Origin of the sequence: Donghicola sp. XS_ASV15 (assembly GCF_041224595.1) — a bacterium.
In the GTDB taxonomy this organism is placed as follows: domain Bacteria; phylum Pseudomonadota; class Alphaproteobacteria; order Rhodobacterales; family Rhodobacteraceae; genus Donghicola.
The window spans coordinates 79,819-105,924 of record NZ_JBGFGN010000108.1 but is presented as its reverse complement, the minus strand read 5'-3'; the positions used below and the strand labels follow the sequence as shown (position 1 = coordinate 105,924).

The following is a 26,106-nucleotide window of genomic DNA, read 5'->3' as shown; positions in this document are numbered from 1 at the left end:
ACGGGGTTGTGGGGGCACCCCCCCCATCCGCGCGCAGCGCGCTGCGGGAAAAGAAAAAGGGGGCGCTGCCCCCTCTTGGCCGATGGCCAATTCACCCCCGGAGTATTTCCGGCAAAAAGAAGCCGGAGTCTCACCTTGCCTGATGCAGGATCGAGACCTCTTCGCGGATAATCCGAGCGATCAGGTCGCATCCTGACAAGCTGAAGGTTAGCGGCAAGCGCATGTCGATCAGGCCCGCAAGGACGCGGTCGGTTTTGGGCAGCTTTTCGGCATCGAAGTACTGCCAGCTGTCGTATCGGCTGGTGAAGGCGACGGGTTCTGCTTTCCCAAACCATTTTAGTTCCACACCTCGGTTGGTGCAGCGGGACAGGAGGCCTGTGACTTTTTCAGCTGGCCAGTCCGATAGCAGAAACTGGATCGAGGACCCAACTTGCACCGCATCGGCGTGGTGACGGATGGTCCGCAGGCCGGGGCAGTTCGACAGGCCCTCTTCCACGCGGGCGTAGCGGGCGTTCCAGCCGTCGATTCTTTCTTGCAAGGTCGCGATCTGCGGGCGCAGGATCGCCGCGCGCAGATTGTCCATCCGGCCCGAGATATTGGGAGTGACGTATTTGACCCGTTCAAAGACCTCGGGCGGCGGAGCAGCGCGGTGGCGTTCGTAGAGCATATAGGAGCCCGACAGGATGATCGCGCGGGCCATGGTTTCGGCGTCATCGGTGACCAGAAAGCCGCCTTCGCCAGAGTTCATATGCTTGTAGGTCTGGGTGGAGTAGCAGCCGATCAGGCCGTGGCGACCGCTTTGGATGCCTTTGAAGGTCGCACCCATCGTGTGGGCGCAATCCTCGATGACCTTGATCCCTTGGGCGTTGCAGATCGCCATCAGCCGGTCCATGTCGCAGATGTGCCCGCGCATGTGGCTGAGGAGCAGATACTTCGACTGTCCGGTCGCGGCCTTGGCTTCCAGATGGTCGAGGTCGATCACCAGATCCTCGGTCACTTCGACCAGATCGGGGATGCCCCCGACCGAGGCAATCGCCCCCGGCACCGGCGCCAGAGTAAAGGCGTTGGTCAGGACGCGGTCGCCATGCTGGACGCCCGCTGCACGCAGGGCCGCCCCGATGGCGTAGCCCCCGGATGCCACGGCCAGCGCGTATTTCGCCCCGGTGAAAGCCGCGAATTCCTCTTCCAAAAGGGCGGTATGGGAAATTTCCTCTGCAGCGGTGTTGTAGCGGTGCAAACGCCCGTGGCGCATGACCTCGACTGCGGCAGCGATACCCTCGTCGCTGATGGGCTCTTGCTGGGTGAAGGAACCAGTGAAGACCTCGGTCATGCGGCCCTCGGGATCAGGCGGTCCACGACAGCGTCAAGTTCGTAATAGTGGCCAATCAGTGCCTCTGGGTTCAGATCCGCCACCGTCGGGCCATTCGGGCCAAAGGTCACCAGAACCACCGGAATCCCCAGATTTGCCGCACAAGCACGATCGGTATTGGTGTCCCCGATCAGGACCGCACGGCCCACCGAGCCGCCCACATTCTCAATCGCTGCGCGCAAGGGCGCGGGATCGGGTTTGCGCACCGGCAGGGTATCCGCCCCGATCAGGTGGTCGAATTCGCCCCGAATGCCCAGCCGCTGGAGCAGGGTTTCGGCCAGCCCCTCTGGCTTGTTGGTGCAAATGGTCACGCGGTCGCCGGCGGCGCGGAAGCGCGCCACGGCCTCCATCGCGCCGTCGTAGAGCGTTGTGAAAACGTCAATCCGCTCGCCATAGGCCTGCAAAAGACGCGGGTACTGGCGATCCACCTCGTCTTCATCACCGGCGCGGCCCAGCCGCTCTAGCCCCAGCCGCAGCATAGCGCGGCCCCCATGAAATGCCGTGGCTTGATCCAGCGCTGGGTCCAGCTGTGCCCCTACCCCCATGTGCTCAAAGCAGAAATTCGCAGCCGCGATCAGATCGCCGCTTGTGTCGGCCAAGGTGCCATCCAGATCAAAAACGATTGTACGCATCGGGCAAAGTCTCCTGTCGGCGGCACCTTGCCGCTGTTTGACATGGTTCGCAATGAACTTTGATGCCGCGCCCCCTTGCGACTATCCACCACGGGGGTAGAACGCAGGGAAAATTAAGTATTGGGGAACTCCTGCATGTCCACCGCACTGATTGTTCTGGCAGCCGGCCAAGGCAGCCGCATGAACTCTGACCTTCCGAAAGTCCTTCATCAGGTCGCGGGCGTTCCTCTATTGGTCCATGCCATGAAGTCCGGCGCAGCCTTGGCGCCCGAGCGGCAGGTGGTTGTTGTGGGCCATGGCGGCGCACAGGTGGCCGAGGCGGCCCGCCGCTGGGATGACGAGATCCAGATTGCCGAACAGACCGAACAGCTCGGCACCGCCCATGCGGTCGCCCAAGCCCGCCCCGCGCTAGAGGGCTTTACCGGCGACGCCATCGTTCTATACGGCGACACCCCCTTTATCAGCCCGGACACCATCGAACGGATGGTAGAGGCCCGCAGCGCCCATGACGTTGTGATCCTGGGCTTCGAGGCTGCTGATCCCGGCCGCTACGGACGCCTTGTGATGAACGGCGACAAGCTGGAGCGGATCGTCGAATTCAAGGACGCGACCGAGGCCGAGCGCGCCGTCACCCTGTGCAACAGCGGCGTGGTCTGCGCCAAGGCCGAGGTACTGTTTGACCTGATCGACCGTGTCGGCAACGACAACGCCTCGGGCGAATATTACCTGACCGACATCGTGGGTCTGGCGTGGGACACGGGCCGCAGCGCGACCGCCGTAACCTGTGCGGAATCCGAGACCATGGGCGTCAACACCCGCGCCCAACTGGCCGAGGCCGAGGCTGAATTCCAGTCGAAAATGCGCGCGGAAATGCTGGCGAGCGGCATCACCATGACTGCCCCCGAAACCGTGTTCTTTGCCCATGACACCATCGTGGGCCGCGACACCATCATCGAACCCAACGTGGTCTTTGGCCCCGAGGTGACCGTGGAATCCGGCGCAACCATCCGCGCGTTCAGCCACCTCGAGGGCTGCCATGTCAGCCGCGGCGCCATCATCGGCCCCTACGCCCGCCTGCGCCCCGGCGCGGAAATCAGCGAACACGCCCATATCGGCAACTTCGTTGAGGTGAAAAACGCCTTGATCGGCGAAGGCGCCAAGGCCAATCACCTGACCTACATCGGCGACGCCACCATCGGCAAAGGCACCAACATCGGCGCAGGCACCATCACCTGCAACTATGACGGCTTCTTCAAGCATCACACCGAGATCGGCGAAAACGCCTTTATCGGGTCCAGCACCATGCTTGTGGCCCCCGTCCGCGTGGGCCATGGCGCGATGACCGGCTCCGGCTCTGTCGTCACCACGGATGTGGAGGACGGTGCCCTGGCCCTTGGCCGCGCCAAACAGGTGAACAAACCCAAAATGGCGTTCAAGCTCATGGATATGCTGCGCGCCAAAAAGGCAGCCGCCAAGAAGGAGACCAACTGATGTGCGGAATCGTCGGAGTTCTTGGCAATCACGAAGTTGCCCCCATTCTGGTCGAGGCGCTGCGCCGTCTCGAATATCGCGGCTATGACAGCGCGGGCATCGCGACCGTCAACGATGGCGAATTGCGCCGCCGCCGCGCGGTCGGCAAGCTGGTCAACCTATCGGACCTTCTGGTCCACGAACCCCTGACCGGGAAATCGGGCATTGGCCACACCCGTTGGGCCACCCACGGCTCGCCCACTGTGGTCAACGCCCACCCCCACCGCTCGGGCCGCGTGGCCGTGGTCCACAACGGCATCATCGAGAACTTTCGCGAGTTGCGCGTCGAGCTGTCCGAACACGGCATCCTCTGCGAAACCGACACCGACACCGAGACCATCGCCCACTTGGTGAACCTCTACCTCTCGCAAGGGCAATCCCCGCGCGAGGCCGCACAATCCGCGATCCAGAGCCTAGAAGGGGCATTTGCCCTCTGCCTGCTATTCGAAGGCGAAGAAGACCTGTTGATCTGTGCCCGCCTCGGCTCGCCGCTGGCCATCGGTCACGGGGATGGCGAGATGTTCGTCGGCTCCGACGCGATCGCGCTGGGTCCGATGACCAACCGCATCACCTATCTCGAAGAGGGCGATTGGGCCGTCGTCACCCGCGCTGGCGCCGAAATCCGCGATGCCAGCGGCCAGCAGGTCCACCGCGAGATGCGTACCATCTCTATGGACAGCGCCCGCGTGGACAAGGGCGGCCACCGTCACTTCATGGCCAAGGAAATCGCCGAGCAGCCCATCGTCATCGGCGACGCCCTGACCCATTACCTGACCACCGACGGCGCAGATATCGTGCTGCCAGACATAGACTTTACCGCAATGTCGCGCATGACGATGGTCGCCTGCGGCACCGCTTACTACGCGTGCGTCACCGCCAAATACTGGTTCGAACGTCTGGCCAAACTACCCTGCGAAATCGACATCGCGTCCGAGTTCCGCTACCGCGAACCCCCGATGCCCGCAGGCAGCGCCGCCCTGTTCGTCAGCCAGTCGGGCGAAACCGCCGACACCCTTGCCGCCCTGCGCTATTGCAAGGGCAAAGCGGACACCATTCTGTCGGTGGTCAACGTCCCCGAAAGCTCGATCGCGCGGGAAGCCGATGTGGCCCTGCCCATCCTCGCGGGCACCGAAATCGGCGTCGCTTCGACCAAGGCGTTCACGTGCCAGCTGACCGTTCTGCTCCTGCTCGCCCTGCGCGCAGGCCACCAGCGTGGCCATATCAGCGACGCGGAGTTGACGCAGCACCTGAACGACCTGCGCGCTCTGCCCGGCATCCTGAACCACGCGCTCGGACAGGACAGCAGCTTTGACGATGTGGCCAACGAATTGGCCGAAGCGTCGGACATCCTCTTCCTAGGCCGCGGCCTGATGTACCCGCTCGCCATGGAAGGCGCACTCAAGCTCAAAGAAATCAGCTACATTCACGCCGAAGCCTATGCTTCGGGCGAATTGAAACACGGCCCCATCGCCCTGATCGACCAAACCGTACCGGTGGTGGTCCTTGCCCCCCGCGACAGCCTTTTCGAAAAGACCGTCTCGAACATGCAAGAAGTCATGGCCCGCAACGGCCGCGTTCTGCTGATTTCAGACAACAAAGGCATCGAAGAGGCCAAGGACGGCATCTGGCGCTCTGTCGCCATGCCCGACGTGTCAGATTTTCTGACCCCGATCCTCTATGCCCTACCCGCGCAACTCTTGGCCTATCACACCGCCATCGCCAAGGGCACCGACGTGGACCAACCCCGCAACCTCGCCAAATCGGTCACCGTCGAATAAAACACCAAGGCCCCCGCGAGCGCATCGCCGGGGCCTTCTTTTTGCCAAAAATACTCAAAAAACCGTCAGCGGGTATAGATCTCGACCTCTGGCAAAGAGGTCAGGCCCAAGCCAAGCAGCCGCAGCGCCGACAGCGAAATCTGCGCCGCCCCAGGCCCATCCAAAGGCTTCAGATCCACCAGAACATTCGCACCGTCTTTCAGCTTAACGGTGCCGGGGCGTGCACTGTCCACAAGGCTGGTTTTGACCCAGATGCCCGCCTCCTTGGGATCCCCCAACGACACGGTCTGCGTACCCAGAAACTGCCCCTTGCTTGCGGTCTGCCCACCGCCTGACAGGGCCGCGGTCTTTTGCGCATCCGTGGCCGTGTCGTACTGCGCTGCGGTGCGCGCATTGGCGGGCGGTGAAATCACACTGGTTTCAACCTCGGGCGCAGGCGCCAACATGCCCCCTGCTACAGTTTGCATCGGGGCATCACTCTGGGTTTGGGCGTCCAGTTGTTGCTGGCGGCGCAATGGGTTGAACTGCCCCGCTCGGTCCTTCATTGCCGTCATTTGCTCGGCGGAACAGCCGGCCAATAACACCAGCGTCACCATCCCGCAGAAAATCCTGTTCATCCTGCTCTCCATCTCTCGAATTTATATTCTGTTATCAAAGAAACTAATCACCTTGCCGAACCCGCACGGCCTGCCTACGTTCTACGCTTATGACAGCACCACTGATAGACCCATTCCAGCGCGCCATCTCTTACCTGCGGGTATCCGTCACGGACCGTTGCGATTTCCGCTGCGTGTACTGCATGGCCGAGAATATGACCTTTCTGCCCAAGAAAGAACTCCTCACACTCGAGGAACTGGACAGACTGTGCTCTACATTCGTCACAATGGGCGTCGAAAAGCTGCGCATCACCGGCGGAGAACCGCTGGTGCGCCGCGACATCATGAAATTCTTCCAGAGCATGTCGCGCCACCTCGACTCAGGCGCACTCAAGGAACTGACCCTGACGACCAACGGATCCCAGCTCGAACGCTTCGCAGGCGACCTGTATGCCGCTGGCGTGCGCCGCGTGAATGTCTCGCTTGATACGCTGGACGAACAGAAATTCGCGGATGTGACCCGCTGGGGCCGCCTGCCCCAAGTGCTGCGCGGCATCGATGCGGCACAGGCTGCCGGTCTCCGCGTGAAACTGAATGCGGTCGCGCTCAAGGGTTTCAACGAGCCTGAACTCTTTGACATTGTGGAGTGGTGCGCCAGCCGCGACATGGACCTCACGTGGATCGAGGTGATGCCCATGGGCGATCTCGGCAACGAGGATCGCCTCGACCAATACTGGTCGCTCAAAGATCTGCGCCGGCAACTGGCCGAACGCTATACCCTAACCGATCTGACCGAACGCACGGGCGGCCCTGCCCGCTATGTCCGGATCGAGGAAACCGGCCAGAAGATTGGCTTCATTACACCCCTGACCCATAACTTCTGCGAAAGCTGCAACCGCGTGCGCCTGACCTGCACCGGAGAGCTGTTCATGTGTCTGGGCCAAGAGGATCGTGCCGACCTGCGCGCGCCCCTGCGGATGTCCGACAACGACGTGCTCCTTGAGAACGCGATCCGCGAGGCGATTAAACTGAAGCCCAAGGGTCACGACTTCGACTACTCCCGCCAAACGGTCGCGGGCCAGATGACCCGCCACATGAGCCACACCGGTGGCTGACTGGTCCGAACCGCTCCGCGCCCGCTGTCATTGCGGCGCCGTGCGGTTCACGGTCCAGCTGACGAACGGCCTCAACACCGCCCGCCGCTGCGACTGCTCCTTTTGCGCCATGCGCGGTGCCGTCGCTCTGACCGCCCCACTGGCTGGGATCACCATCACCGTAGGCGCCGAGGATCTGACCCTCTACACCTTCAACACCGGCACGGCGCAGCACTACTTCTGCAAGCATTGTGGCATCTACACCCACCACCAGCGCCGCTCGAACCCCAATGAATACGGGGTGAACGCAGCGTGTATCGAAGGGCTCAGCCCCTTTGATTTTCCCGAAGTTCCGGTTTCAGACGGCCAACACCACCCTGCGGACGCCCAAGGGACATCGCGAGTCGCCGGCGTTCTAAAATTCATCAAAGCGTAATCAGGCTAACCCGTCAGGGCCCCAACGCACCTGCCCGCAGGACGTGGCGCAGTACAATTCTTCAATCCCCTTCGCATCTATGACCCTCGCCCACCTGCAAATAAGCAAGGCAAAACCACGCGTCTAAGGCCCTTTGCCCCCCGTACCCCTAGATGACACAGGCGCGTCTCGGTTTCACGTGACAACCAAATCCGCCCACATATTCCGCAGGTAACATATATGTGACAGTTATGTATCAGGATCATGACGCCTATGTGCGTATCTGCACTTTTCTGCGGGTGCAAAGGGACCTATTTTAGTGAACTGTCCAGTTCAGTTCAGGTCTCAAGCGATGCCCCTTGCCCTCCATCCTCCGCTCCAGCCGCAGAATCTGGTCCGTGCAATCCGTGCGCAGGTTCCGCGCAAAGCCCTGCGTGACGTGCGCAACCGCCTCGCTTTTGGCAAGGCAGCGCCCCTAAGCGACGAGTTGATCTATATCGACCCGCGCGCGGTCACGCACCGTTACATTCCCAACCCCAATCAAGGCGCGCCGCGATTCCGCAGATCGCACAGCGGCCATATAGCAACCGGCGATTGGGACCTCAGCGTCGCCCCTCTGACCGGCAACATCAAAGAAGAGGCAATCCAGCAGCACTTTCTCGAAGGCGTCCCGTGGGAGCAGACCGCTCTCTTTGCCAAGCTGTCGCGCGACATCGCGGAAAAGGGCATGGTGGACGAATGCCACAGCGTCGACGAGCTGCGCGCCCGCTATGAACGCATGGACCGCCTGTATGACGAGGCCAGCCGCACCGGCAAACTGCTGCCCAAGAATGCGTTGCCCGACTACTTCCGGCGCGAGCATGGGGGCATCTTTGTCCACATCGACCGCAATGGCCGTGCCATCCGGTCTGGCGGCGGTATGCACCGTTTTGCCGTTGCGCGCCTCTTGGGCCTAACCGAAGTGCCGGCCCAAGTCGGCGTCGTCCACTTTGAAGCGGTGAAAAACGGGCTTCTGGCCGCCTATCGCCGTCAGTCCTGACCCAACACCTTCAGGACCTGCGCGGCGAAATCCTCGCCGCGTTTTTCAAAGCTGTTGTACTGATCGAAACTCGCGCACGCAGGGGCCAGCAGCACGACCTCGCCCGCTTCGGCCTCGGCGGCGGCTTTGGCCACAGCTACGTCCATCGTGGTGCAGATTTCCTTGTCCACGCCGTCCAGCTTCAGGGCGAACTCTGCCGCCTCGCGCCCGATGACATAGGCTTTGACGACATGGCCGAACTGGTCCGTCAGACCGCCCAAGCCGCCCTCTTTCTCTAGCCCGCCGCAGATCCAGCGCACCTTGGGGAACGCGCCCAAAGCCTTGGCCGCCGCGTCCACATTGGTCGCCTTGGAGTCGTTGACGAATTTGACCCCGTCCTTTTCCCCCAGCACCTGCGAGCGATGGGGCAAGCCGCCATAGGTCTTGAACCCCTCTTCAATCACACGCGGCGCCAGCCCCAACGAGCGGCACACCGAATAGGCCGCGCAGGCGTTCTGGTGATTGTGCGCGCCCGGCAGTCCAGCGACCTCGCGCAAATCGATGCTGGCGACCTGACGGTTCTTGCGCCATTCGGTCAGGAACCCTTTGCGAGCGAACACAAACCACCCCGGCCCCGACAGCTTCTGCCCCGAGGAAATTCGGATCACCCGATCATCGGTCGGTCCAGTGGACAGCTGGTTCGCCAGATACAGCCCTTCGGGTTCATCCACCCCCACCACAGCGCGGTCCGGTCCTCCCTCGGCGAACAGCCGACGCTTGGCCGCGAAATAGCCCCCCAGACCGCCGTGGCGGTCCAGATGATCGGGCGACAGGTTGGTGAACACCGCGATATCCGGCGTCAAAGCCCGCGCCAGGTCGGTCTGGTAGCTGGACAGCTCCAGCACAATGACTTCGCCATCCTCCGGCGGATCGATATCCAGAACCCCGCGCCCGATATTGCCCGCCAGCTGCGCGGGTTTGCCCGCGTTGGTCAGGATGTGATGGATCAGCGCGCTGGTGGTCGATTTCCCGTTCGAGCCTGTCACCGCCACCACGCGGGGCGGCGTGTCCAGGTCCTCCCACCCGTCCAAGGCAAGTGATCGGAAGAACAGCCCGATGTCATTGTCCACCGGGACCATGGCTGCCATGGCCGCCGCGATCACTTTGTTCGGGGTCGGGTACAGATGCGGAATCCCTGGGCTGACGATCAGCAGATCGACCCCATCAAAGCCGCCCTGCTTGGTGAACTGCCGGACCTCGAACCCCTCGGTCTCGGCCCCTTCGCGGGCGGCGTCGTTGTCGTCCCAAACCAGCACCGTGGCCCCGCCTTCGCGGAGGGCCTTGGCGGCGGTCATCCCCGACCGTCCCAAGCCTAGAACCGCAATTGTCTGACCGTCTACACCGCGCACAGGGATCATCGTGAACACCTCGTTTATCCGTTCGCTCCACCGCTAACGAAAACGCCCCCTCCGGTCCAGAGGGGGCGCGATGTCAGTACGTGCGCCATACGTAAACCATACGCAGGCCAGACGTTATTTTTAGCGAACCTTGAGCGTCGCCAGACCGATCATGGCCAGGATCAGGGCGATGATCCAGAACCGGATCACGATCTGCGGTTCGGCCCAGCCCTTCTTTTCATAGTGGTGGTGAATGGGGGCCATCAGGAACACCCGCTTGCCCGTGCGCTTGAAATACAAGACCTGAATGATCACCGACAACGCCTCGACCACGAACAGGCCACCCACGATCGCCAGAACAATCTCGTGCTTGGTGGACACCGCGATGGCACCCAGCGCACCGCCCAAAGCCAGCGAGCCTGTATCGCCCATGAACACAGCCGCAGGCGGAGCGTTATACCACAGGAACCCAAGGCCGCCGCCGATCAACCCCATGACAAATATGAGGATTTCACCGGTGCCGGGCACGTAGTGCACCTCTAGGTATTCGGTAAAGTCGACACGGCCCACCGCATAGGCAATCACGCCCAACGTGCCCGCTGCGATCATCACCGGCATGATCGCCAGACCGTCCAGACCGTCCGTCAGGTTCACCGCATTGGCCGACCCCACGATCACGATCATCGCGAACGGGATAAAGAAATAGCCCAAGTTTATAAGGGTATTCTTAAACACCGGCAGCGCCAGCTGGTTGGTCAATTCCGCGGGGTGATAGTAGCTGGCCCAGACCGACGCGATCAGCGCGATCAGAAACCCAAGGCCCAAGCGGACCTTGCCGGGCACCCCGTTTGTATTCTGTTTACTGACCTTGGCGTAATCATCGGCAAAGCCAATCAGACCAAAGCCCATGGTGACGAACAGCACGATCCACACGAACGCATTGTCCAAACGCGCCCAAAGCAGGGTCGAAAACAGCAGCGCGCCCACAATCAGCAGACCGCCCATGGTCGGCGTACCGGCCTTGGAAAAGTGCCCCTCGGGGCCGTCATCGCGGATCGGCTGACCTTTGCCCTGACGCTTGCGCAGGACGTTGATCAGAGGTTGGCCAAACACAAAACCAAAAATCAGCGCGGTCGCAAAAGCCATACCGGCGCGGAAAGTGATATAACGGAACAAGTTAAAAAAATCGCCGCCATCCGACAGCAAGGTAAGCCAATACAGCATCAGGAGTCCTCTTGATCTGGTTGGGCGGCGGGATGGCCCAGTTTTTTCAGCGCGTCAACTACGAGCCTGAGACGCATGCTATTCGAGCCTTTGACCATCACCACGTCGCCTGCATCCACGAGGCTTCTAACTTTGTCGGCCATCTTGTCGGCGGTATTGGTGTGCAACCCCTGCTGCGTGGGCGGCAGCGCCTCCCACAGGTGGCGCATCAGGGGCCCGACGCAATGCACCTTGTCCACATCCTCTATGGTGGGCAGATCGGCGATGCCCTCGTGCAGAGCTTCGGCTGTGACCCCCAGTTCGCCCATATCCCCAAGGATCGCGATTTTGCGTCCCTTGCTAAAGCGGCCCACGTCGTTTTGGGTGGAGGCTGTTGCCAGAACTTCGAGCGCGGCACCCAAAGACGCGGGGTTCGCGTTGTAACTTTCATCAATCAAGTCAAAGACTTGTCGCGTATCTACCGGGTCCAGATGGATCGGCTCGCGCGCGCCTCGCCCTTGGACAGGCTGCCAGCGCGCCAGATCGGACAGCGCCACCGCGCGGTCCAGCTTCCAGTTCTGCACCAGCGTCAGCACCGACAGCGCGTTCATAGCGAAATGCCGCCCCGGCGCGTGCACCTTGTACAGCACCGGCGTGCGCCATGTGCGGGCCGTCGCCACGGTCGTCTCGTCCGCATATTGCACATCCAGAAGGCGCGCGAAGCAGCCCCTGCTTTCGCCAAATGTCCGCAGAACCGCGCCAGCTTCCTTGGCCTTGGTCACCAGAATATCAGAGGTCGGCAGATCGCCGTTCAGGATCGCCGTACCGCCCGGTTCCAGCCCCTCGATGATCGAGGCTTTCTCGTGGGCGATTCCCTCAAGGCTTTCGAACGCAGCCAAGTGCGATGGGGCCACGATGGTCACAACCACCGCATGAGGGCGCGCCATCTTGGCCAGTGGCGCAATTTCACCGGGGTTGCTCATGCCGATCTCGATCACGGCAAAGTCGCTGTCCGCAGGCATCCGCGCCAGCGTCAGAGGCACGCCCCAGTGGTTGTTATAGCTGGCCTCGGCCGCGTGCACCTTGCCCTGCCCCGCCAGAACCGTGCGCAGCATTTCCTTGGTCGAGGTTTTGCCCACCGATCCGGTCACGCCCACCACACGCGCCTTGGTACGAGCACGAGCCGCTTTGCCCAAGTCTTCCAAGGCGGTCAGCACATCGTCTACGATCAAAAGCGGCGCATCCTCGGCCACGCCCTCTGGCACATGGGTCACAAGCGCCGCGCCCGCCCCGTTGGCCAAAGCTTGGCCGACGAAATCGTGACCGTCGCGCGCTGCCTTGAGCGCCACGAACAAGTCGCCGCGTTTCAGGGTGCGGGTGTCGATCGATACGCCCTCCACGGTGAACGGCATTGTAGCCCGCCCGCCAGTAGCCGCAGCAGCGTCGTCAGAGGTCCAGAGAGGCGCTGTCATACTCATACCATTTTCCCATCCAGCACTGACACGGCGAGACTGGCTTGTTCAACGTCGTCAAAGGGATAGGTCACATCGCCCACAATCTGCCCCCGCTCGTGGCCCTTGCCTGCGATCAGCAGGGCATCGCCGGGTTGGAGCATATCGACCGCCCGCAAAATCGCTTCGGCGCGGTCACCGACTTCGATCGCATTCGGGCAACCGGCCATGACTTCGGCGCGGATGGTGGCGGGGTCTTCGCTGCGGGGGTTATCATCGGTGACAAAGACAACATCCGCATTCTTGGCCGCCGCTTCGCCCATCAAGGGGCGCTTGGTTTTATCACGGTCGCCACCAGCCCCGATGATCGCCACAACCCGCCCCATGACATGAGGGCGCATGGCTGCCAAAGCCTTGGCCACCGCATCGGGGGTGTGTGCGTAATCCACAAAGACTGATGCCGTATTGTCTCGAGTGGCCGCCAACTGCATCCGGCCGCGCACAGTGGTCAGGCGCGGCAGCGCGTTGCTGACATCCTGAAACCCGACCCCAGTGGCCATGACCAGCCCCGCCGCAATCAGCACGTTTTCGGCCTGAAAGCCGCCGATCAGGTTCAAGCGGACCAGAGCAACCTGATGGTCATAGCTCAGCCGCAGCTCTTGGCCCGTGCCGTCAAAACGCTGTGCCGTGATTTGGAGGTCCGCATCCTCGTGCCGCCCAACCGTGATCACACAGCGGCCATCATCCAGCATACGCTCTGCCAGCTCTGCGACCTTGGGGTCATCGATGTTCAGCACAGCGGTTCCTTCGTCCGGCAAAATGCGGTCAAACAACCCCGCTTTGGCGGCGAAATACTCTTCAAAGGTGTGGTGATAATCCAGATGGTCTTGGGTGAAATTCGTGAAACCGGCGGCCTTTAGGTGCACTGCATCAAGGCGACGCTGGTCCAGACCATGGCTGCTAGCCTCCATGGCAGTGTGGGTGATGCCTTCGTGTGCGGCGGCGGCCAAGGCTCGATGTAGGGTGATCGGCTCTGGCGTGGTGTGGTTCAGGGGGTATTCCCAATCGCCTTCGACGCCGGTCGTCCCAAGGTTCACCGCCGGCACGCCCAAGGCCTGCCAAATCTGACGTGTGAAAGAAGAGACCGAGGTTTTGCCATTGGTCCCTGTCACAGCAACAATCGTTTCGGGCTGTTTGCCGAACCACAGCGCGGCGGCATAAGACAGGGCAGCCCGCGGCTCTGCGGCGATGATCAGCGCGGCGCCAGCCTCGCGGACGGCAGCTTCGCAGAGGTCCGCGCCAGCCGCATCCGTCAGGATCGCCGAGGCTCCTGCGTCCAAAGCGGCCGGCACAAACTGCGCGCCATGAACCTTGGCCCCCGGTAATGCTGCAAAAAGATGACCTTCCGCGACGGCGCGGCTGTCCACCGTGAGCCCTGTGACACGGGCTTCTTGGCCTCCTCGGGCGGTCAATCCCAACTGTGCCAGTGATTTAACAACATCCATAACCCTGAAATGCCTTTCGACCAATCAATGTGAGGCGAGTGTTACCTCACCTATGGCAGAGGGTTCAACGTCGGGTCGCAACCCCAAGAGAGGCGCGATGCGGCCAATCAGCTCTGCTGCGACGGGAACAGCCGTCCAACCAGCGGTACGGCGCGGTTCTTTGCCCATGCGGTCTTCGGGTTCGTCCAAGGTGACAATGACCACATATTTGGGATCGTGAGCCGGGAAGACACTGGCAAAGGTCGCGATGACTTTGTCGTTATAGTAGCCCCCTGTGGGCTTGGGCTTGTCTGCGGTGCCAGTTTTGCCCGCAACCGCATAACCGGGCACTTCGCCAAAGCTCGCGGTGCCATCGGTCACCACTTTGCGCAGCATGGAGCGCACCTGAGCGGAGGTCCGCTCGGACACCACGCGTTCGCCCTTCTGCGGGCCGGATTGCTTCAGAAGTGTTGGGCGGACACGGGTGCCGCCGTTCAGTACGCTGGCATAGGCCGCCGCCAAATGCACAGGCGAGACTGACAAGCCGTGACCATAGCTGATGGTGAGCGAAGACAGTTCCGACCACTTCTTCGGGGTCAGTGGTTTCGCCCCTCGGCTTTCCAGAATTTCAACTGGCGGCACTTCGAGCAGTCCAAGCTGGCTCAAGAAGTCCTTCTGGCGCTCTTGCCCGATCATGATTGCCAGACGCGCTGTCCCGATATTCGAGGACTTCACAATAGTCTCGGTCACACTGAGTTGCGGACCGTAGTTGTGGAAGTCCCTGATGCGGAATCGGCCCCAACGTAGCGGGCCTTTGGTGTCCAGCTTGGTGTCTGGTGACACCAGACCCAGTTCCAATGCCTGAGCCGCCGCAAACAGCTTGAACGTGGATCCCAGCTCGTAAACGCCCTGTACAGCGCGGTTGAACAGCGGGCTGTCCCCTGCCGCCCCTTTGGTCAGCGGTACCGGGCGGTTGTTGGGGTCAAAATCAGGCAGACTGACAAGGCTAACCAACTCGCCGGTATGGATATCCATCACAATAGCCGCGGCCCCCTTGGCATCCATGATCATCATCCCGCCTTCCATCACCTTTTCAGTGGCGGCTTGGACGGTCAGATCAAGCGACAGCTGCAAAGGCTCGCTGCCCCGCGCAGGATCACGCAGGAACTCGTCGAACACTTTTTCGACACCAGCGACACCCACAACTTCGGCCGAGGCCACGCCCTCGCGACCATAAGAGGCACCCCCCAAAATATGGCTCGCAATCGCGCCATTGGGGTAAAGGCGGGTTTCGCGCGGGCCAAAGTTCAGACCCGGCTCGCCGATATCATGAACCGCTTGGACCTGTTCAGGACTCAACTGTCGGCGAATCCACAGGAATTTGCGCTTCCCCGTGAAGTCTTTCATCAGGCGGTCTTTGTCGAGATCGGGGAAAATTTTGACCAACTCGTTCGCGGTGTGAACCGGATCAACCATCTCTTGCGGGTGCGCGTACAGATGATTGGTCTGCATATTGGTCGCCAGAATGCGTCCTTGACGGTCAACGATATCAGAGCGCTGAGAGATGATTTGGGCGGCACGGACGGTCGCTTGGGGTTCTTCGGGCTCGGTCGATGCCAAGAGCGCCATCCGCGTGCCAACCATCAAGAAACCGCAAAAGAACAGAATGCCCATGACCAGCAAACGGCTTTCTGCACGGCCCCGCATTTTGTCCCGCATCTGTTCGTGCCGCAGCCGCAAATTCTCGCGTTCGATCGCGTCGGGGTTTTCCCCTTTGTCGCGGGCTTCGAGAATGCGTGCCAGAGGGCGAAGAGGCGTGCGGATCATTGCATCATCTCCATAAGGTCGCTGGATAACTCTAGCGGCTCGTCTTCGAAGAGAGGGTTCACGGGCACCGGATAGGCCACTTCGTCAATCTCGCCGAAGTGGGCAGAGGTCATATTCAAAAGACCAAGACTGTCGAAATTAAGGTCTGCCAGATCCCGAAGACGGTCGGGACGGTTCAGATAGGCCCACTCGGCCCGCAGGACTGCCAGACGCGACCGCGCAGCCTCAATCTCTTTGCTCACTTGTCGGGCCTCGGACAGCGCGTCTTGGGTGCGGTAATTTTCGCCATAGGCCCAGTAGGCCAGCCCAATTACGACGACAGCCGTCATTATCCCGAATAGAGTGCGCATACTTATCCGTTCCTCTTCAGTCGGGGCAGCCCCAAGGCGTCTTCGTCCACCGCCCCCGCAGGCACATCGGTCCGCACTGCAACACGCAGCTTTGCAGACCGCGCACGCGGGTTCCGCTCCAACTCTTCTGAATCGGGGGCGATCGCCTTGCGAGGCGTCAATTTGAAACGTTCTTTTGGCTGTACCGTCTCGGGGGCATAGCGGTTGGCCCGACCGCCCCCACCAGACGCTTGGGTCAGGAAACGTTTGACGATCCGGTCCTCGATCGAGTGGAAGGTCACAACCGCCAGCTTTCCACCAGGTTTCAGCGCCCGTTCAGCGGCCATCAATCCACCCAGCAGCTCTTCGTATTCGTCGTTCACCGCGATCCGCAGACCTTGGAAAGTACGCGTGGCGGGGTGGGCCTGTCCGGGTTTCGGTCGCGGCAGGCAGCTTTCGACGATTTCGGTCAGGCGCAGGGTCGTGGTGATCGGCTCAAGCGCGCGGGCTTTGACAATCGCCTTGGCGATCCGGCGCGAGGCACGCTCTTCTCCGAACAGATATATAACGTCGGCAAGTTCGGCTTCACTGGCCTCGTTCACCAAATCCGCCGCGCTGGGTCCGTCCTGAGACATCCGCATGTCGAGCGGCCCGTCGCGCATAAAGCTGAAACCGCGTTCCGCCAAATCGAGCTGCATGGAACTGACCCCTAGGTCCAGAACCACGCCATCCAGATCCTGCGCGTACTCATCCAAACGGGAAAACGTGCCACGCACCAGGTCGATGCGCCCGTCATACTCGCCGACCCACTTCTGCGCCATTTCATGAGCCAATGGATCGCGATCAACGCCGTACACTTTGTCCGCACCTGCGGCCAGCAGTTCGCGGGTGTATCCCCCTGCCCCAAAGGTGCCGTCCAGCCACACGCCGGACACCGGCGCAACCGCCGCAATCAAAGGCCGGATCAGTACCGGAATATGCGGGGCGCCAGTCTGTGTGTCCTGCGACATCTGATTATTCCTCGTCTTCGTCGTCGCCGAACAGGTAGTGAGACGGATCGAGGTCCGGATCGAAGTCGTCGTCGCCTGTGACCAGGCCGTTTTCGATCTCGTAGGTCTCGGTGCTCCAGATCTGGAAATTCTCGCCTGTGCCGGCAAACACGGCCTCATTGCTGATGCCGATTTTGTTGCGGAGCTTGGCGGGTAACACCAGACGACCGGTCTCGTCCACCGACGTTACCAGAGCTTGGGTCGAATACATCTTCTGCAAAGCGCGGCGCTGCGGACTCGCGGGGGGCATCTTCAGCATTTTGCGCTGGATCTTGTTCATGGCCTTGATGGTCATGCATTCAAGATAGTCGCGGCGCGCGTCGCCGTAGACAACAACGACCTGCGGGTTTGCCCCTTCGGAGAACTCGGGATCGCCAGCGGCAAGCACTTTACGGAAGGCAGCGGGAATAGAGACCCGACCTTTCGTATCCACCTTGTGGTGGCTTTCGCCTATGAACCACTGTTGGCTCACTGCCCGCTCCGTCCCCAGGTCGTTCTTGGTTTATCGGGTGATGAAACGAAAACGGCGGGTTGAGCGTCTGCCACTGCTCAACCCGCCGCCCCTCGTCCCATTACTGGGTGTCCGGCTGTGCAAGCCACCTGGGGGGATGTATACTGCCCACCAGCCGGATCTATTTTGATGAAAGCGGGGTGCCTGTATGAAACTGCCTGAGCCTTTTCGGGATCTTTTGTCGTCCCTTTATTTGCCCGTTCTCATCTTGTGACTTAGGGATGCCATGGGAAATCATGGTAATCAACGGTTTTTTTGGGGAACTGCCCCACCTACCCATGTGGATAAGTGTTAGCTGACGTCTCGAATTGCGACACTAGAACTCTCAATTCGGGAATATATTCCCCCTCACGGTCGCGTTAACCACATCATCTAGACATTTGGCTTGTGGATAACTGCGGGCGTATTCCGGCGAAAAAACTTTCATTTCTATCGAAAGTTTATGCCCCCAAATGGGCACAACCTACGGAATCTCACGAAAATGAGCGCTCCCGTGATTCTTTTGACCCGTAAGAATGGCTGCCAAACCATGGTTTCCCATGGCGCCCTTATCCACAGATTCTGGAAATTTCAGGGGATTCCCATAGATAGGCGGCGTTCTTCCCATAATTCCGAGGACACATGTCGAGAGTCTTGGCTGAAAAAAGTGACCGCCGTGCCTCACGAACGCTCGATTGGCCGTGATTCAGGTGGGAATCGATCGTGTGAATTGGGCCTTCCCACGAAATCCCATGGAATCACCAAAGAGAACTCCAAGGTCAGAGGTGGATGCCACCGCTTTTTGGCGAAAAAAGAGCTCCGTGAGCTCTCTATATATAGATACCCCCACAGCGCGGCACTCCATGCAGACTCAAGTCTGGATTTTCATGGGACGCAATGGGACGACCCTGCCCCCTCGGCGTCACTTCGATGTGCACCTATGGGCTGCACCATAATTTCCCAAATATCTCTGCGAGTCGCACACTGCGGCCTCAGCGTCATGGGCCATATGATGCGATGCAACAAAGCCACGTGTCTTTCCTGCAACAGGACTATTTCAGGGGTAGCACAGAATCGAATATGGCCCAAAATGCCTCCTGGGATCTCGCCTAGGCCAGCTCGCTCACCACGGAACGGGCCCGCTATTCCCGCAAACCTCCGGCGCAAAAGCATATTTTTCTAGGCTGTTATACCCAGGCTGCATAGCGGACCCGCCCAATAGGTGATCCTTGCACGCCCAAACTCCCGTTAAAGTTCCGCCAAAGCGCCCATTTTTTCGCCTGTTTTCATGGCACTATAGTCATGCGCAGGGCGCATAGCAGCCTTGAGGCTTAGTGGGATTGTGCATCTGCAGCATCGGCGTACATTCAGTATCAACAGGACGGCACACAAACTGAGGTAAATACTCACGGGCCGTCAGATAGACGAGTTAAAGGCTGTACGAATGGCATACGCATCAGACATCCGCGCACAGGGCGCTCAAAAGGCTGGAACCCTCAGCTTCTTTGAAACCCTCAAAGCAAAGATCGCACGTCAGATGTTGATCCGCGAGACTGTGAAGGAACTGAACGCCCTATCGGGACGCGAACTGGCCGATCTTGGCATGCATCGCTCCCAGATCATGGGCGTCGCCATCGCAGCGGCGAACGAGCGCTACGGCGCACTCTAAAGAATTCAGATTGTCGGCGCGGTCCTCCCCCGCACCTTCGATCCGGCGGCAACCTCCTCCTCCCTGGCTTGCCGCCAACCCTACAAGGTTCAGATTGCCGCTCTCCTCCTCCCTGCGGCGTCTGTTATCAGCGGCAACACTCTCTCCTCCTCCCTGAGTGTTGCCGCATCTAATTCGAGATCAGGATGCTCTCTCCTCCTCCCTGAGCATTCTGTAAATCAGCGGCGACACTCTCCTCCTCCCTGTGTCGCCGCACCTAATTCGAGATCAGGATGCTCTCTCCTCCTCCCTGAGCATTCTGTAGATCAGCGGCGATATCCTCTCCTCCTCCCTGGATATCGCCGCACCCTAATTCGAAATCAGAGGCTGCTCTCCTCCTCCCTGCAGCACCTGTATTTTAGCGGTGGCGCCTCTCCTCCTCCCTGGCGCCACCGCTTTTTTATTTCTCACTTCAGAAAATGAAAAAGGCCGCCCGAAGGCGACCTAAATAACGGACCGATCTGCGGCGCTTTAAAACGGGATGTCGTTCGGTGTCGTCACGAATTTGGCGACGACCTTCTTGGTTCCGGCCTTGTCAAAAGCGATCTCCAATTTATCGCCCTCAATCCCAATGATTTCGCCGTAGCCAAATTTCTGGTGGAACACACGCTCGCCGACCGTGTGACTGCTGATCGCCTGCGCATCTATTACCGGCGCACGGGACTCGCGTGGTTGACTGACGGGACGGCTCCCGCTGCGCTCCTGCAAGCGCTTCCAACCGGGGGAATTATACGCATCTGTGCTTGCGGCCCGCTCATCCAGACGGGACGACATGGGACTGGCCGCACCATACCCGCCGCCATATAGACCGGGCGGGGTAAGCACCTCGACATGTTCCTCTGGCAGTTCATCGACAAACCGAGAGGGCATCTGGCTCTGCCATTGTCCGTAGACGCGGCGATTGCCCGCGAAGCTAATGGTCGCAATCTCTTCGGCGCGAGTGATTCCAACATAGGCAAGACGGCGCTCTTCCTCGAGGCCCTTCAGACCACTTTCATCCATTGCCCGTTGGGACGGAAACAGGCCATCCTCCCAACCGGGCAAGAAAACGGCTGGAAACTCCAGACCCTTGGCAGCGTGCAGCGTCATGATCGACACCTTTGCGCCCTCAGCATCGGACTCATTGTCCATGACGAGGCTGACATGCTCCAAAAACCCCTGCAGGTTTTCGAAGCTTTCTAGCGCCTTCACCAGTTCCTTCAGGTTTTCCAAGCGGCCTGGCGCCTCGGGCGTTTTGTCATTTTGCCACATCGCTGTGTAGCCGGACTCATCCAGAATGATTTCGGCCAACTCCATATGAGTCATGGAGGTGCGCGCGCCGCCGTCGTCGATCACCGCTTCATCGTCGTCAAGAACAGCGCGGCTGGTGTGCGTGCGAGCAACCTCGGACCATCGCTCGATCCCATCGAGCAGGATGCGCAGCTCTTTGGCCCCTTTGCCACCGATTCCCTTTTCGTCCAGCAAGATCCGCGCACCTTCAACCAAGGACACCCCATGATGCCGTGCAGTTTGCTGGATATTCTGCTGCGCTTTGTCCCCAAGGCCACGTTTCGGCGTGTTCACAATCCGCTCGAACGCCAGATCGTCATCATTCGATGTCACAACACGGAAATAGGCCATGGCATCGCGAATCTCTTGCCGCTCATAGAAGCGCGGGCCGCCGACAACGCGATAAGGCAGGCCGATAGTCAGGAAACGGTCTTCGAAACCGCGCATTTGATGGGAGGCGCGCACCAAAATAGCCATTTCGTCCAATGAATACGGACGCAGACCCCGCGTGCCGCGCTGGAGCGCTTCAATTTCCTCTCCGATCCAGCGGGCTTCTTCATCGCCATCCCAGTGGCCAATCAGGCGAACCTTTTCGCCCTCATCCTTGTCAGTCCACAGTTCTTTGCCCAGACGGGATTCGTTGCCGCGGATCACATTGGAGGCCGCTGCCAGAATGTGGGGGGTCGAGCGGTAGTTTTGCTCCAGCCGGACCACATGGGCGCCGTCAAAATCCTTTTCGAAGCGAAGGATGTTTCCCACTTCGGCCCCGCGCCAACCGTAAATCGACTGATCGTCATCGCCGACGCAGCAGATATTCCGGTGCCCCTGCGCCAAGAGCCGCAACCAAAGGTACTGCGCGACGTTGGTATCCTGATACTCGTCCACGAGGATGTATTTGAACCAGCGCTGGTATTGCTCTAGCACGTCGGGGTGACGCTGGAAAATCGTGACCATGTGCAGCAACAGGTCATCGAAATCGACTGCATTCAACTCTCGCAAGCGCAACTGATAGGCCTTGTAGAGTGCGATCCCGCGGTTGTTGAATGCGGCAGCCTCGCCCCCCGGCACCTGATCGGGCAACCAGCAGCGATTCTTCCAATGGCCGATCACGCCAGACAGCTGACGGGCCGGCCAGCGTTTGTCGTCGATATTGTAGGCCTTCAGCAGTTGCTTCAGCAGGCGAATCTGGTCGTCCGTGTCCAGAATCGTGAAATTCGATTTCAGCCCCACCAATTCCGCATGACGGCGCAACAGCTTCACGCAGATAGAGTGAAAGGTCCCGAGCCACGGCATCCCCTCGATCGCTTGGCCCATCAAACGGCCCACCCGATCTTTCATCTCGCGGGCGGCTTTGTTGGTAAAAGTGACCGACAAGATTTCGTTTGGACGCGCGCGGCCCGTGTTCAGCAGATGGGCGATGCGGCAGGTCAACGCCTTGGTTTTGCCGGTACCAGCGCCAGCCAGCATCAAAACGGGACCATCCAGCGCCTCGACCGCCTCGCGTTGTGCGGGGTTCAGATCGTCCAGATAGGGCGACGGCCGCGCGGCCATGGCACGTGCGGACAAGGAGGCGCCTTCGAAGGCATCGAATTCATCAAAGCTGCTCATGTCCGGCAAAATAGCCTGCCCCCGCCCCAAGGAAAAGAGGTGTTCCCAAAATGTTCACAAATTTTCAATGTGCACGCCAGACAGGGTTTGCAATTATTCTTGCAAATTCTTCAAAAAAATTCTCGCCAGCAAATCTGCAAATTTCGGTAATGTAACAGACTGATAAACATAACATTTAGCGCAACCAGCATAACGTAGGTGTTAACGGTATCGTCCTGCAAACCCGAAAGTGTGTGAAATTTCGCACTTGCGCGGCGCTGAAAAATTATCACGCTGCACGTGCAGCAACATCTGCTTGCTGTCTGATTTTAAAGGAGTGTTATCGCTATCAGGGGAGTTAGCGATCGCACTCTTCAATGCCGTGCGAGTGGCAAAACCTGTGAGACTATGTCGGGACACCCAATATGACCGAGTTTAAAAAGATCCTCATTGCGAACCGGGGGGAAATCGCGATCCGCGTGATGCGGGCCGCAAACGAGATGGGCAAAAAGACGGTTGCCGTCTATGCCGAAGAAGACAAACTGAGCCTTCATCGCTTCAAAGCGGACGAAGCCTATCGCATTGGCGAAGGCATGGGCCCGGTCGCAGCCTATCTGTCGATCCCCGAAATCATCCGTGTTGCCAAAGAGTGCGGCGCAGACGCGATTCACCCCGGCTACGGTCTGCTGTCTGAAAACCCCGATTTCGTTGAGGCTTGCGCCGCGAACGGCATTACATTCATCGGCCCCAAGGCCGAGACCATGCGCGCCCTTGGCGACAAAGCCAGCGCGCGCCGCGTGGCCATTGAGGCCGGTGTGCCTGTGATCCCCGCGACCGAGGTTCTGGGTGATGACATGGAGGCGATCAAGAAAGAGGCTTCTGAAATCGGTTACCCGCTGATGCTCAAAGCGTCTTGGGGCGGCGGCGGTCGCGGTATGCGCCCGATCGAAGCCGAATCCGAGCTGGCCACCAAGGTCAGCGAAGGCCGCCGCGAGGCAGAAGCTGCGTTCGGAAACGGCGAAGGCTATCTGGAAAAGATGATCATTCGCGCCCGTCACGTCGAGGTTCAAATCCTTGGCGACAAGCACGGCGGCATCTATCACCTGTGGGAGCGGGACTGTTCGGTCCAGCGCCGCAACCAAAAGGTCGTCGAGCGCGCCCCTGCCCCTTACCTGTCCGAAGAACAGCGCACCGAACTGTGTGAATTGGGCAAGAAAATCTGCGCCCACGTGAACTACGAGTGTGCTGGCACCGTCGAATTCCTGATGGATATGGATTCGGGCAACTTCTACTTCATCGAAGTAAACCCCCGTGTTCAGGTGGAGCACACCGTCACCGAAGAAGTCACCGGCATCGACATCGTCCGCGCTCAGATCCTGATCGCCGAAGGCAAGACGCTGGAGGAGGCCACCGGCAAGTCCAAGCAGGAAGACATCGTGCTGACCGGCCACGCCCTCCAGTGCCGCGTGACCACCGAAGACCCGCAGAACAACTTTATCCCCGACTATGGCCGGATCACCACCTATCGCTCGGCAACCGGTATGGGCATCCGTCTGGACGGCGGCACGGCGTATTCGGGCGCAGTCATCACACGCTATTATGACTCGCTGCTGACCAAAGTGACGGCCAAGGCTCCGACCCCCGAGGCCGCGATTGCCCGCATGGACCGCGCGCTGCGTGAATTCCGGATTCGCGGCGTCTCCACCAACATCGCGTTCGTGGAAAACCTGCTGAAGCACCCGACCTTCCTGTCGAACGAATACACAACCAAGTTCATCGACACGACGCCCGAACTGTTCGACTTCAGCGCCCGCCGCGACCGCGGCACCAAGGTTCTGACCTATATCGCGGACATCAGCGTCAATGGTCACCCCGAAACGGCTGGCCGCGTGAAGCCCCGCTCTGACATCAATCCGCGCGCACCGCAACTGTTGGCCGACGCGCCTGCAGCCGGTTCGAAAACCCTGTTGGATGAGAAGGGCCCGCAGGCCGTGGCCGACTGGATGGCGGCACAGAAGCAACTGCTGCTGACCGACACCACCATGCGTGATGGCCACCAGTCTTTGCTAGCGACCCGCATGCGGTCGTTCGATATGATCAAGGTCGCACCTGCCTACGCACACAACCTGCCGCAGCTGTTCTCGGTGGAATGCTGGGGCGGTGCGACGTTCGACGTGGCCTACCGCTTCTTGCAGGAATGCCCGTGGCAGCGTCTGCGCGATCTGCGCGCCCGTATGCCCAACCTGCTGACCCAGATGCTGCTGCGTGGGGCGAACGGTGTGGGCTACACCAACTACCCCGACAATGTGGTCCAGTTCTTCGTTAAACAGGCGGCCGAAACCGGCGTGGATATCTTCCGCGTGTTCGACAGCCTGAACTGGGTTGAAAACATGCGTGTCGCAATGGACGCCGTGCTGGAAACCGACAAAATCCTCGAAGGTACCGTCTGCTACACCGGCGACATCCTGAACCCTGACCGCGCGAAGTACGACCTGAAATACTACGTGGCTATGGCGCAGGAACTGAAGGCAGCTGGCGCGCATATCCTCGGCCTGAAGGACATGGCGGGCCTGCTGAAACCAGGTGCAGCACGCATCCTGATCAAAGCCCTGAAAGAAGAGGTCGGCCTGCCCGTCCACTTCCACACCCACGACACCAGCGGCATTGCGGGCGCGACCATTCTGGCCGCTGCCGAAGCGGGCGTCGACGCGGTCGATGCGGCCATGGACGCGTTCTCGGGTGGCACCTCGCAGGCCGCTCTGGGCTCGATTGTCGAAGCACTACGTCACTCCGACCGCGACACTGGACTGGACATCGAAGCCGTACGCCAGATCAGCGACTATTGGGAACAGGTGCGTGCGCAATACGCCGCGTTCGAAAGCGGCCTCGCGTCGCCCTCGTCCGAGGTCTACCTGCACGAGATGCCCGGCGGTCAGTTCACCAACCTCAAGGCGCAGGCACGCAGCCTTGGCCTCGAGGAAAAGTGGCACGAGGTCGCGCACGCCTATGCGGACGTAAACCAAATGTTCGGCGACATCGTGAAAGTGACCCCCTCGTCCAAGGTGGTCGGTGACATGGCGCTGATGATGGTCTCCCAAGGTCTGACCCGCGCGGATGTCGAAGATCCGAACCGCGATATCGCCTTCCCCGACTCGGTTGTGGATATGATGCGCGGCAATCTGGGCCAGCCCCCGGGTGGCTTCCCCGACAGCATCATCAATAAAGTGCTAAAGGGCGAAAAGCCGAACACAGACCGTCCTGGCCTGAGCGCCAAGCCGATCGACATCGAGGAAACCCGTCTGGCTGCGACCAAGGAGCTGGAGCTCGACGATACCCTCGATGACGAGGACCTGAATGGCTACCTGATGTATCCCAAGGTCTTTAGCGACTACGTGGCGCGCCACAAAACCTATGGCCCTGTGCGCACCCTGCCGACCTCCAGCTTCTTCTACGGAATGGAGCCCGGCGATGAGATCAGCGTAGAGATTGACCCCGGTAAGACCTTGGAAATCCGCCTGCAAGCGCTTGGCGAAGCGGATGACAAAGGTGAGGTAAAGGTTTTCTTCGAACTGAACGGTCAGCCCCGTGTGATCCGCGTGCCTGACCGCAAGGTCAAGGCGACCACCACTGTCCGGCCCAAGGCCGAAGCAGGCAACGCCAACCACATCGGTGCGCCCATGCCGGGCGTCGTCGCCTCGGTTAGCGTCACACCGGGCCAGAAGGTCAGCGACGGCGATCTGATCCTGACCATCGAAGCGATGAAAATGGAAACCGGTCTGCACGCCGAAAAAGCTGGCGTAGTCAAAGCCGTCCATATCAAACCGGGCGACCAGATCGACGCCAAGGACCTACTGGTCGAACTGGAGTAATCCCGCCCTGC

At 60.2% G+C, this 26,106-nt stretch carries 19 protein-coding genes; 7 read left to right on the top strand and 12 right to left on the bottom strand.

What is annotated here, in order from left to right:
• Nucleotides 1–130: 130 nt before the first annotated feature.
• Both AB9K37_RS04875 and AB9K37_RS04870 read right to left on the bottom strand, forming a co-directional pair.
• Nucleotides 131–1,330, bottom strand: a complete 1,200-nt coding sequence (locus AB9K37_RS04875) for a DegT/DnrJ/EryC1/StrS family aminotransferase (RefSeq protein WP_369835803.1) — start codon at nucleotides 1,328–1,330, stop codon at nucleotides 131–133.
• Nucleotides 1,327–2,001 (bottom strand): HAD-IA family hydrolase, encoded by a 675-nt coding sequence (locus AB9K37_RS04870; protein WP_369835802.1) that lies wholly within the window; start codon nucleotides 1,999–2,001, stop codon nucleotides 1,327–1,329. The genes AB9K37_RS04875 and AB9K37_RS04870 overlap by 4 nt, the downstream gene beginning before the upstream one ends.
• A gap of 135 nt (nucleotides 2,002–2,136) precedes the next feature.
• Between AB9K37_RS04870 and glmU the strand changes: the two genes are divergently transcribed.
• Nucleotides 2,137–3,492 carry a bifunctional UDP-N-acetylglucosamine diphosphorylase/glucosamine-1-phosphate N-acetyltransferase GlmU gene (gene glmU, locus AB9K37_RS04865; protein ID WP_369835801.1) on the top strand — a complete coding sequence of 452 codons (1,356 nt, stop codon included), beginning with the start codon at nucleotides 2,137–2,139 and terminating at the stop codon, nucleotides 3,490–3,492.
• Complete coding sequence (gene glmS / locus AB9K37_RS04860; protein WP_369835800.1) at nucleotides 3,492–5,309, top strand: glutamine--fructose-6-phosphate transaminase (isomerizing); 1,818 nt, start codon at nucleotides 3,492–3,494, stop codon at nucleotides 5,307–5,309. Before glmU ends, glmS begins: the two co-directional genes overlap by 1 nt.
• Nucleotides 5,310–5,374: 65 nt before the next feature.
• On the opposite strand, the gene AB9K37_RS04855 is transcribed toward glmS, so the two are convergent.
• Nucleotides 5,375–5,926 carry a hypothetical protein gene (locus AB9K37_RS04855; RefSeq protein WP_369835799.1) on the bottom strand — a complete coding sequence of 184 codons (552 nt, stop codon included), beginning with the start codon at nucleotides 5,924–5,926 and terminating at the stop codon, nucleotides 5,375–5,377.
• Nucleotides 5,927–6,015: 89 nt separating this feature from the next.
• Here AB9K37_RS04855 and moaA point away from each other — a divergent pair, with 89 nt between their 5' ends.
• From moaA to AB9K37_RS04840, 3 genes are all read left to right on the top strand, one after another.
• Nucleotides 6,016–7,020, top strand: a complete 1,005-nt coding sequence (gene moaA, locus AB9K37_RS04850) for a GTP 3',8-cyclase MoaA (protein WP_369835798.1) — start codon at nucleotides 6,016–6,018, stop codon at nucleotides 7,018–7,020.
• Nucleotides 7,013–7,435 carry a GFA family protein gene (locus AB9K37_RS04845; protein ID WP_369835797.1) on the top strand — a complete coding sequence of 141 codons (423 nt, stop codon included), beginning with the start codon at nucleotides 7,013–7,015 and terminating at the stop codon, nucleotides 7,433–7,435. The genes moaA and AB9K37_RS04845 overlap by 8 nt, the downstream gene beginning before the upstream one ends.
• 331 nt (nucleotides 7,436–7,766) lie before the next feature.
• Nucleotides 7,767–8,453 carry a hypothetical protein gene (locus AB9K37_RS04840; RefSeq protein WP_369835796.1) on the top strand — a complete coding sequence of 229 codons (687 nt, stop codon included), beginning with the start codon at nucleotides 7,767–7,769 and terminating at the stop codon, nucleotides 8,451–8,453.
• Here AB9K37_RS04840 and murD read toward each other — a convergent pair.
• From murD to mraZ, 8 genes are all read right to left on the bottom strand, one after another.
• Entirely contained in the window at nucleotides 8,444–9,850 is a 1,407-nt protein-coding gene (gene murD, locus AB9K37_RS04835; protein ID WP_369835808.1) for a UDP-N-acetylmuramoyl-L-alanine--D-glutamate ligase, read from the bottom strand. The genes AB9K37_RS04840 and murD overlap by 10 nt on opposite strands.
• Before the next feature lie 120 nt (nucleotides 9,851–9,970).
• A complete protein-coding gene (gene mraY / locus AB9K37_RS04830) occupies nucleotides 9,971–11,053 on the bottom strand; it encodes a phospho-N-acetylmuramoyl-pentapeptide-transferase (protein WP_369835795.1) in 1,083 nt (360 codons plus the stop codon).
• Nucleotides 11,053–12,510, bottom strand: coding sequence for a UDP-N-acetylmuramoyl-tripeptide--D-alanyl-D-alanine ligase (gene murF / locus AB9K37_RS04825; RefSeq protein ID WP_369835794.1), 1,458 nt, complete (start codon nucleotides 12,508–12,510; stop codon nucleotides 11,053–11,055). The genes mraY and murF overlap by 1 nt, the downstream gene beginning before the upstream one ends.
• Nucleotides 12,507–13,988, bottom strand: coding sequence for a UDP-N-acetylmuramoyl-L-alanyl-D-glutamate--2,6-diaminopimelate ligase (locus tag AB9K37_RS04820; RefSeq protein ID WP_369835793.1), 1,482 nt, complete (start codon nucleotides 13,986–13,988; stop codon nucleotides 12,507–12,509). Before AB9K37_RS04820 ends, murF begins: the two co-directional genes overlap by 4 nt.
• A gap of 24 nt (nucleotides 13,989–14,012) precedes the next feature.
• Nucleotides 14,013–15,794: a peptidoglycan D,D-transpeptidase FtsI family protein gene (locus tag AB9K37_RS04815; protein ID WP_369835792.1), complete on the bottom strand. Its 1,782-nt coding sequence runs from the start codon at nucleotides 15,792–15,794 to the stop codon at nucleotides 14,013–14,015.
• Nucleotides 15,791–16,144: a cell division protein FtsL gene (locus AB9K37_RS04810; RefSeq protein WP_369835791.1), complete on the bottom strand. Its 354-nt coding sequence runs from the start codon at nucleotides 16,142–16,144 to the stop codon at nucleotides 15,791–15,793. Before AB9K37_RS04810 ends, AB9K37_RS04815 begins: the two co-directional genes overlap by 4 nt.
• A gap of 2 nt (nucleotides 16,145–16,146) precedes the next feature.
• Nucleotides 16,147–17,133: a 16S rRNA (cytosine(1402)-N(4))-methyltransferase RsmH gene (rsmH, locus tag AB9K37_RS04805; RefSeq protein ID WP_369835790.1), complete on the bottom strand. Its 987-nt coding sequence runs from the start codon at nucleotides 17,131–17,133 to the stop codon at nucleotides 16,147–16,149.
• A gap of 4 nt (nucleotides 17,134–17,137) precedes the next feature.
• Nucleotides 17,138–17,644, bottom strand: a complete 507-nt coding sequence (gene mraZ, locus AB9K37_RS04800; protein WP_369835789.1) for a division/cell wall cluster transcriptional repressor MraZ — start codon at nucleotides 17,642–17,644, stop codon at nucleotides 17,138–17,140.
• A 1,462-nt stretch (nucleotides 17,645–19,106) separates the two neighbouring features.
• Between mraZ and AB9K37_RS04795 the strand changes: the two genes are divergently transcribed.
• A complete protein-coding gene (locus AB9K37_RS04795) occupies nucleotides 19,107–19,331 on the top strand; it encodes a DUF1127 domain-containing protein (RefSeq protein ID WP_369835788.1) in 225 nt (74 codons plus the stop codon).
• Nucleotides 19,332–19,841: 510 nt separating this feature from the next.
• Here AB9K37_RS04795 and AB9K37_RS04790 read toward each other — a convergent pair.
• Nucleotides 19,842–22,247, bottom strand: coding sequence for an ATP-dependent helicase (locus AB9K37_RS04790; protein WP_369835787.1), 2,406 nt, complete (start codon nucleotides 22,245–22,247; stop codon nucleotides 19,842–19,844).
• Nucleotides 22,248–22,651: 404 nt separating this feature from the next.
• Here AB9K37_RS04790 and AB9K37_RS04785 point away from each other — a divergent pair, with 404 nt between their 5' ends.
• Entirely contained in the window at nucleotides 22,652–26,095 is a 3,444-nt protein-coding gene (locus tag AB9K37_RS04785) for a pyruvate carboxylase (RefSeq protein ID WP_369835786.1), read from the top strand.
• The last annotated feature ends 11 nt before the right edge of the window (nucleotides 26,096–26,106 follow it).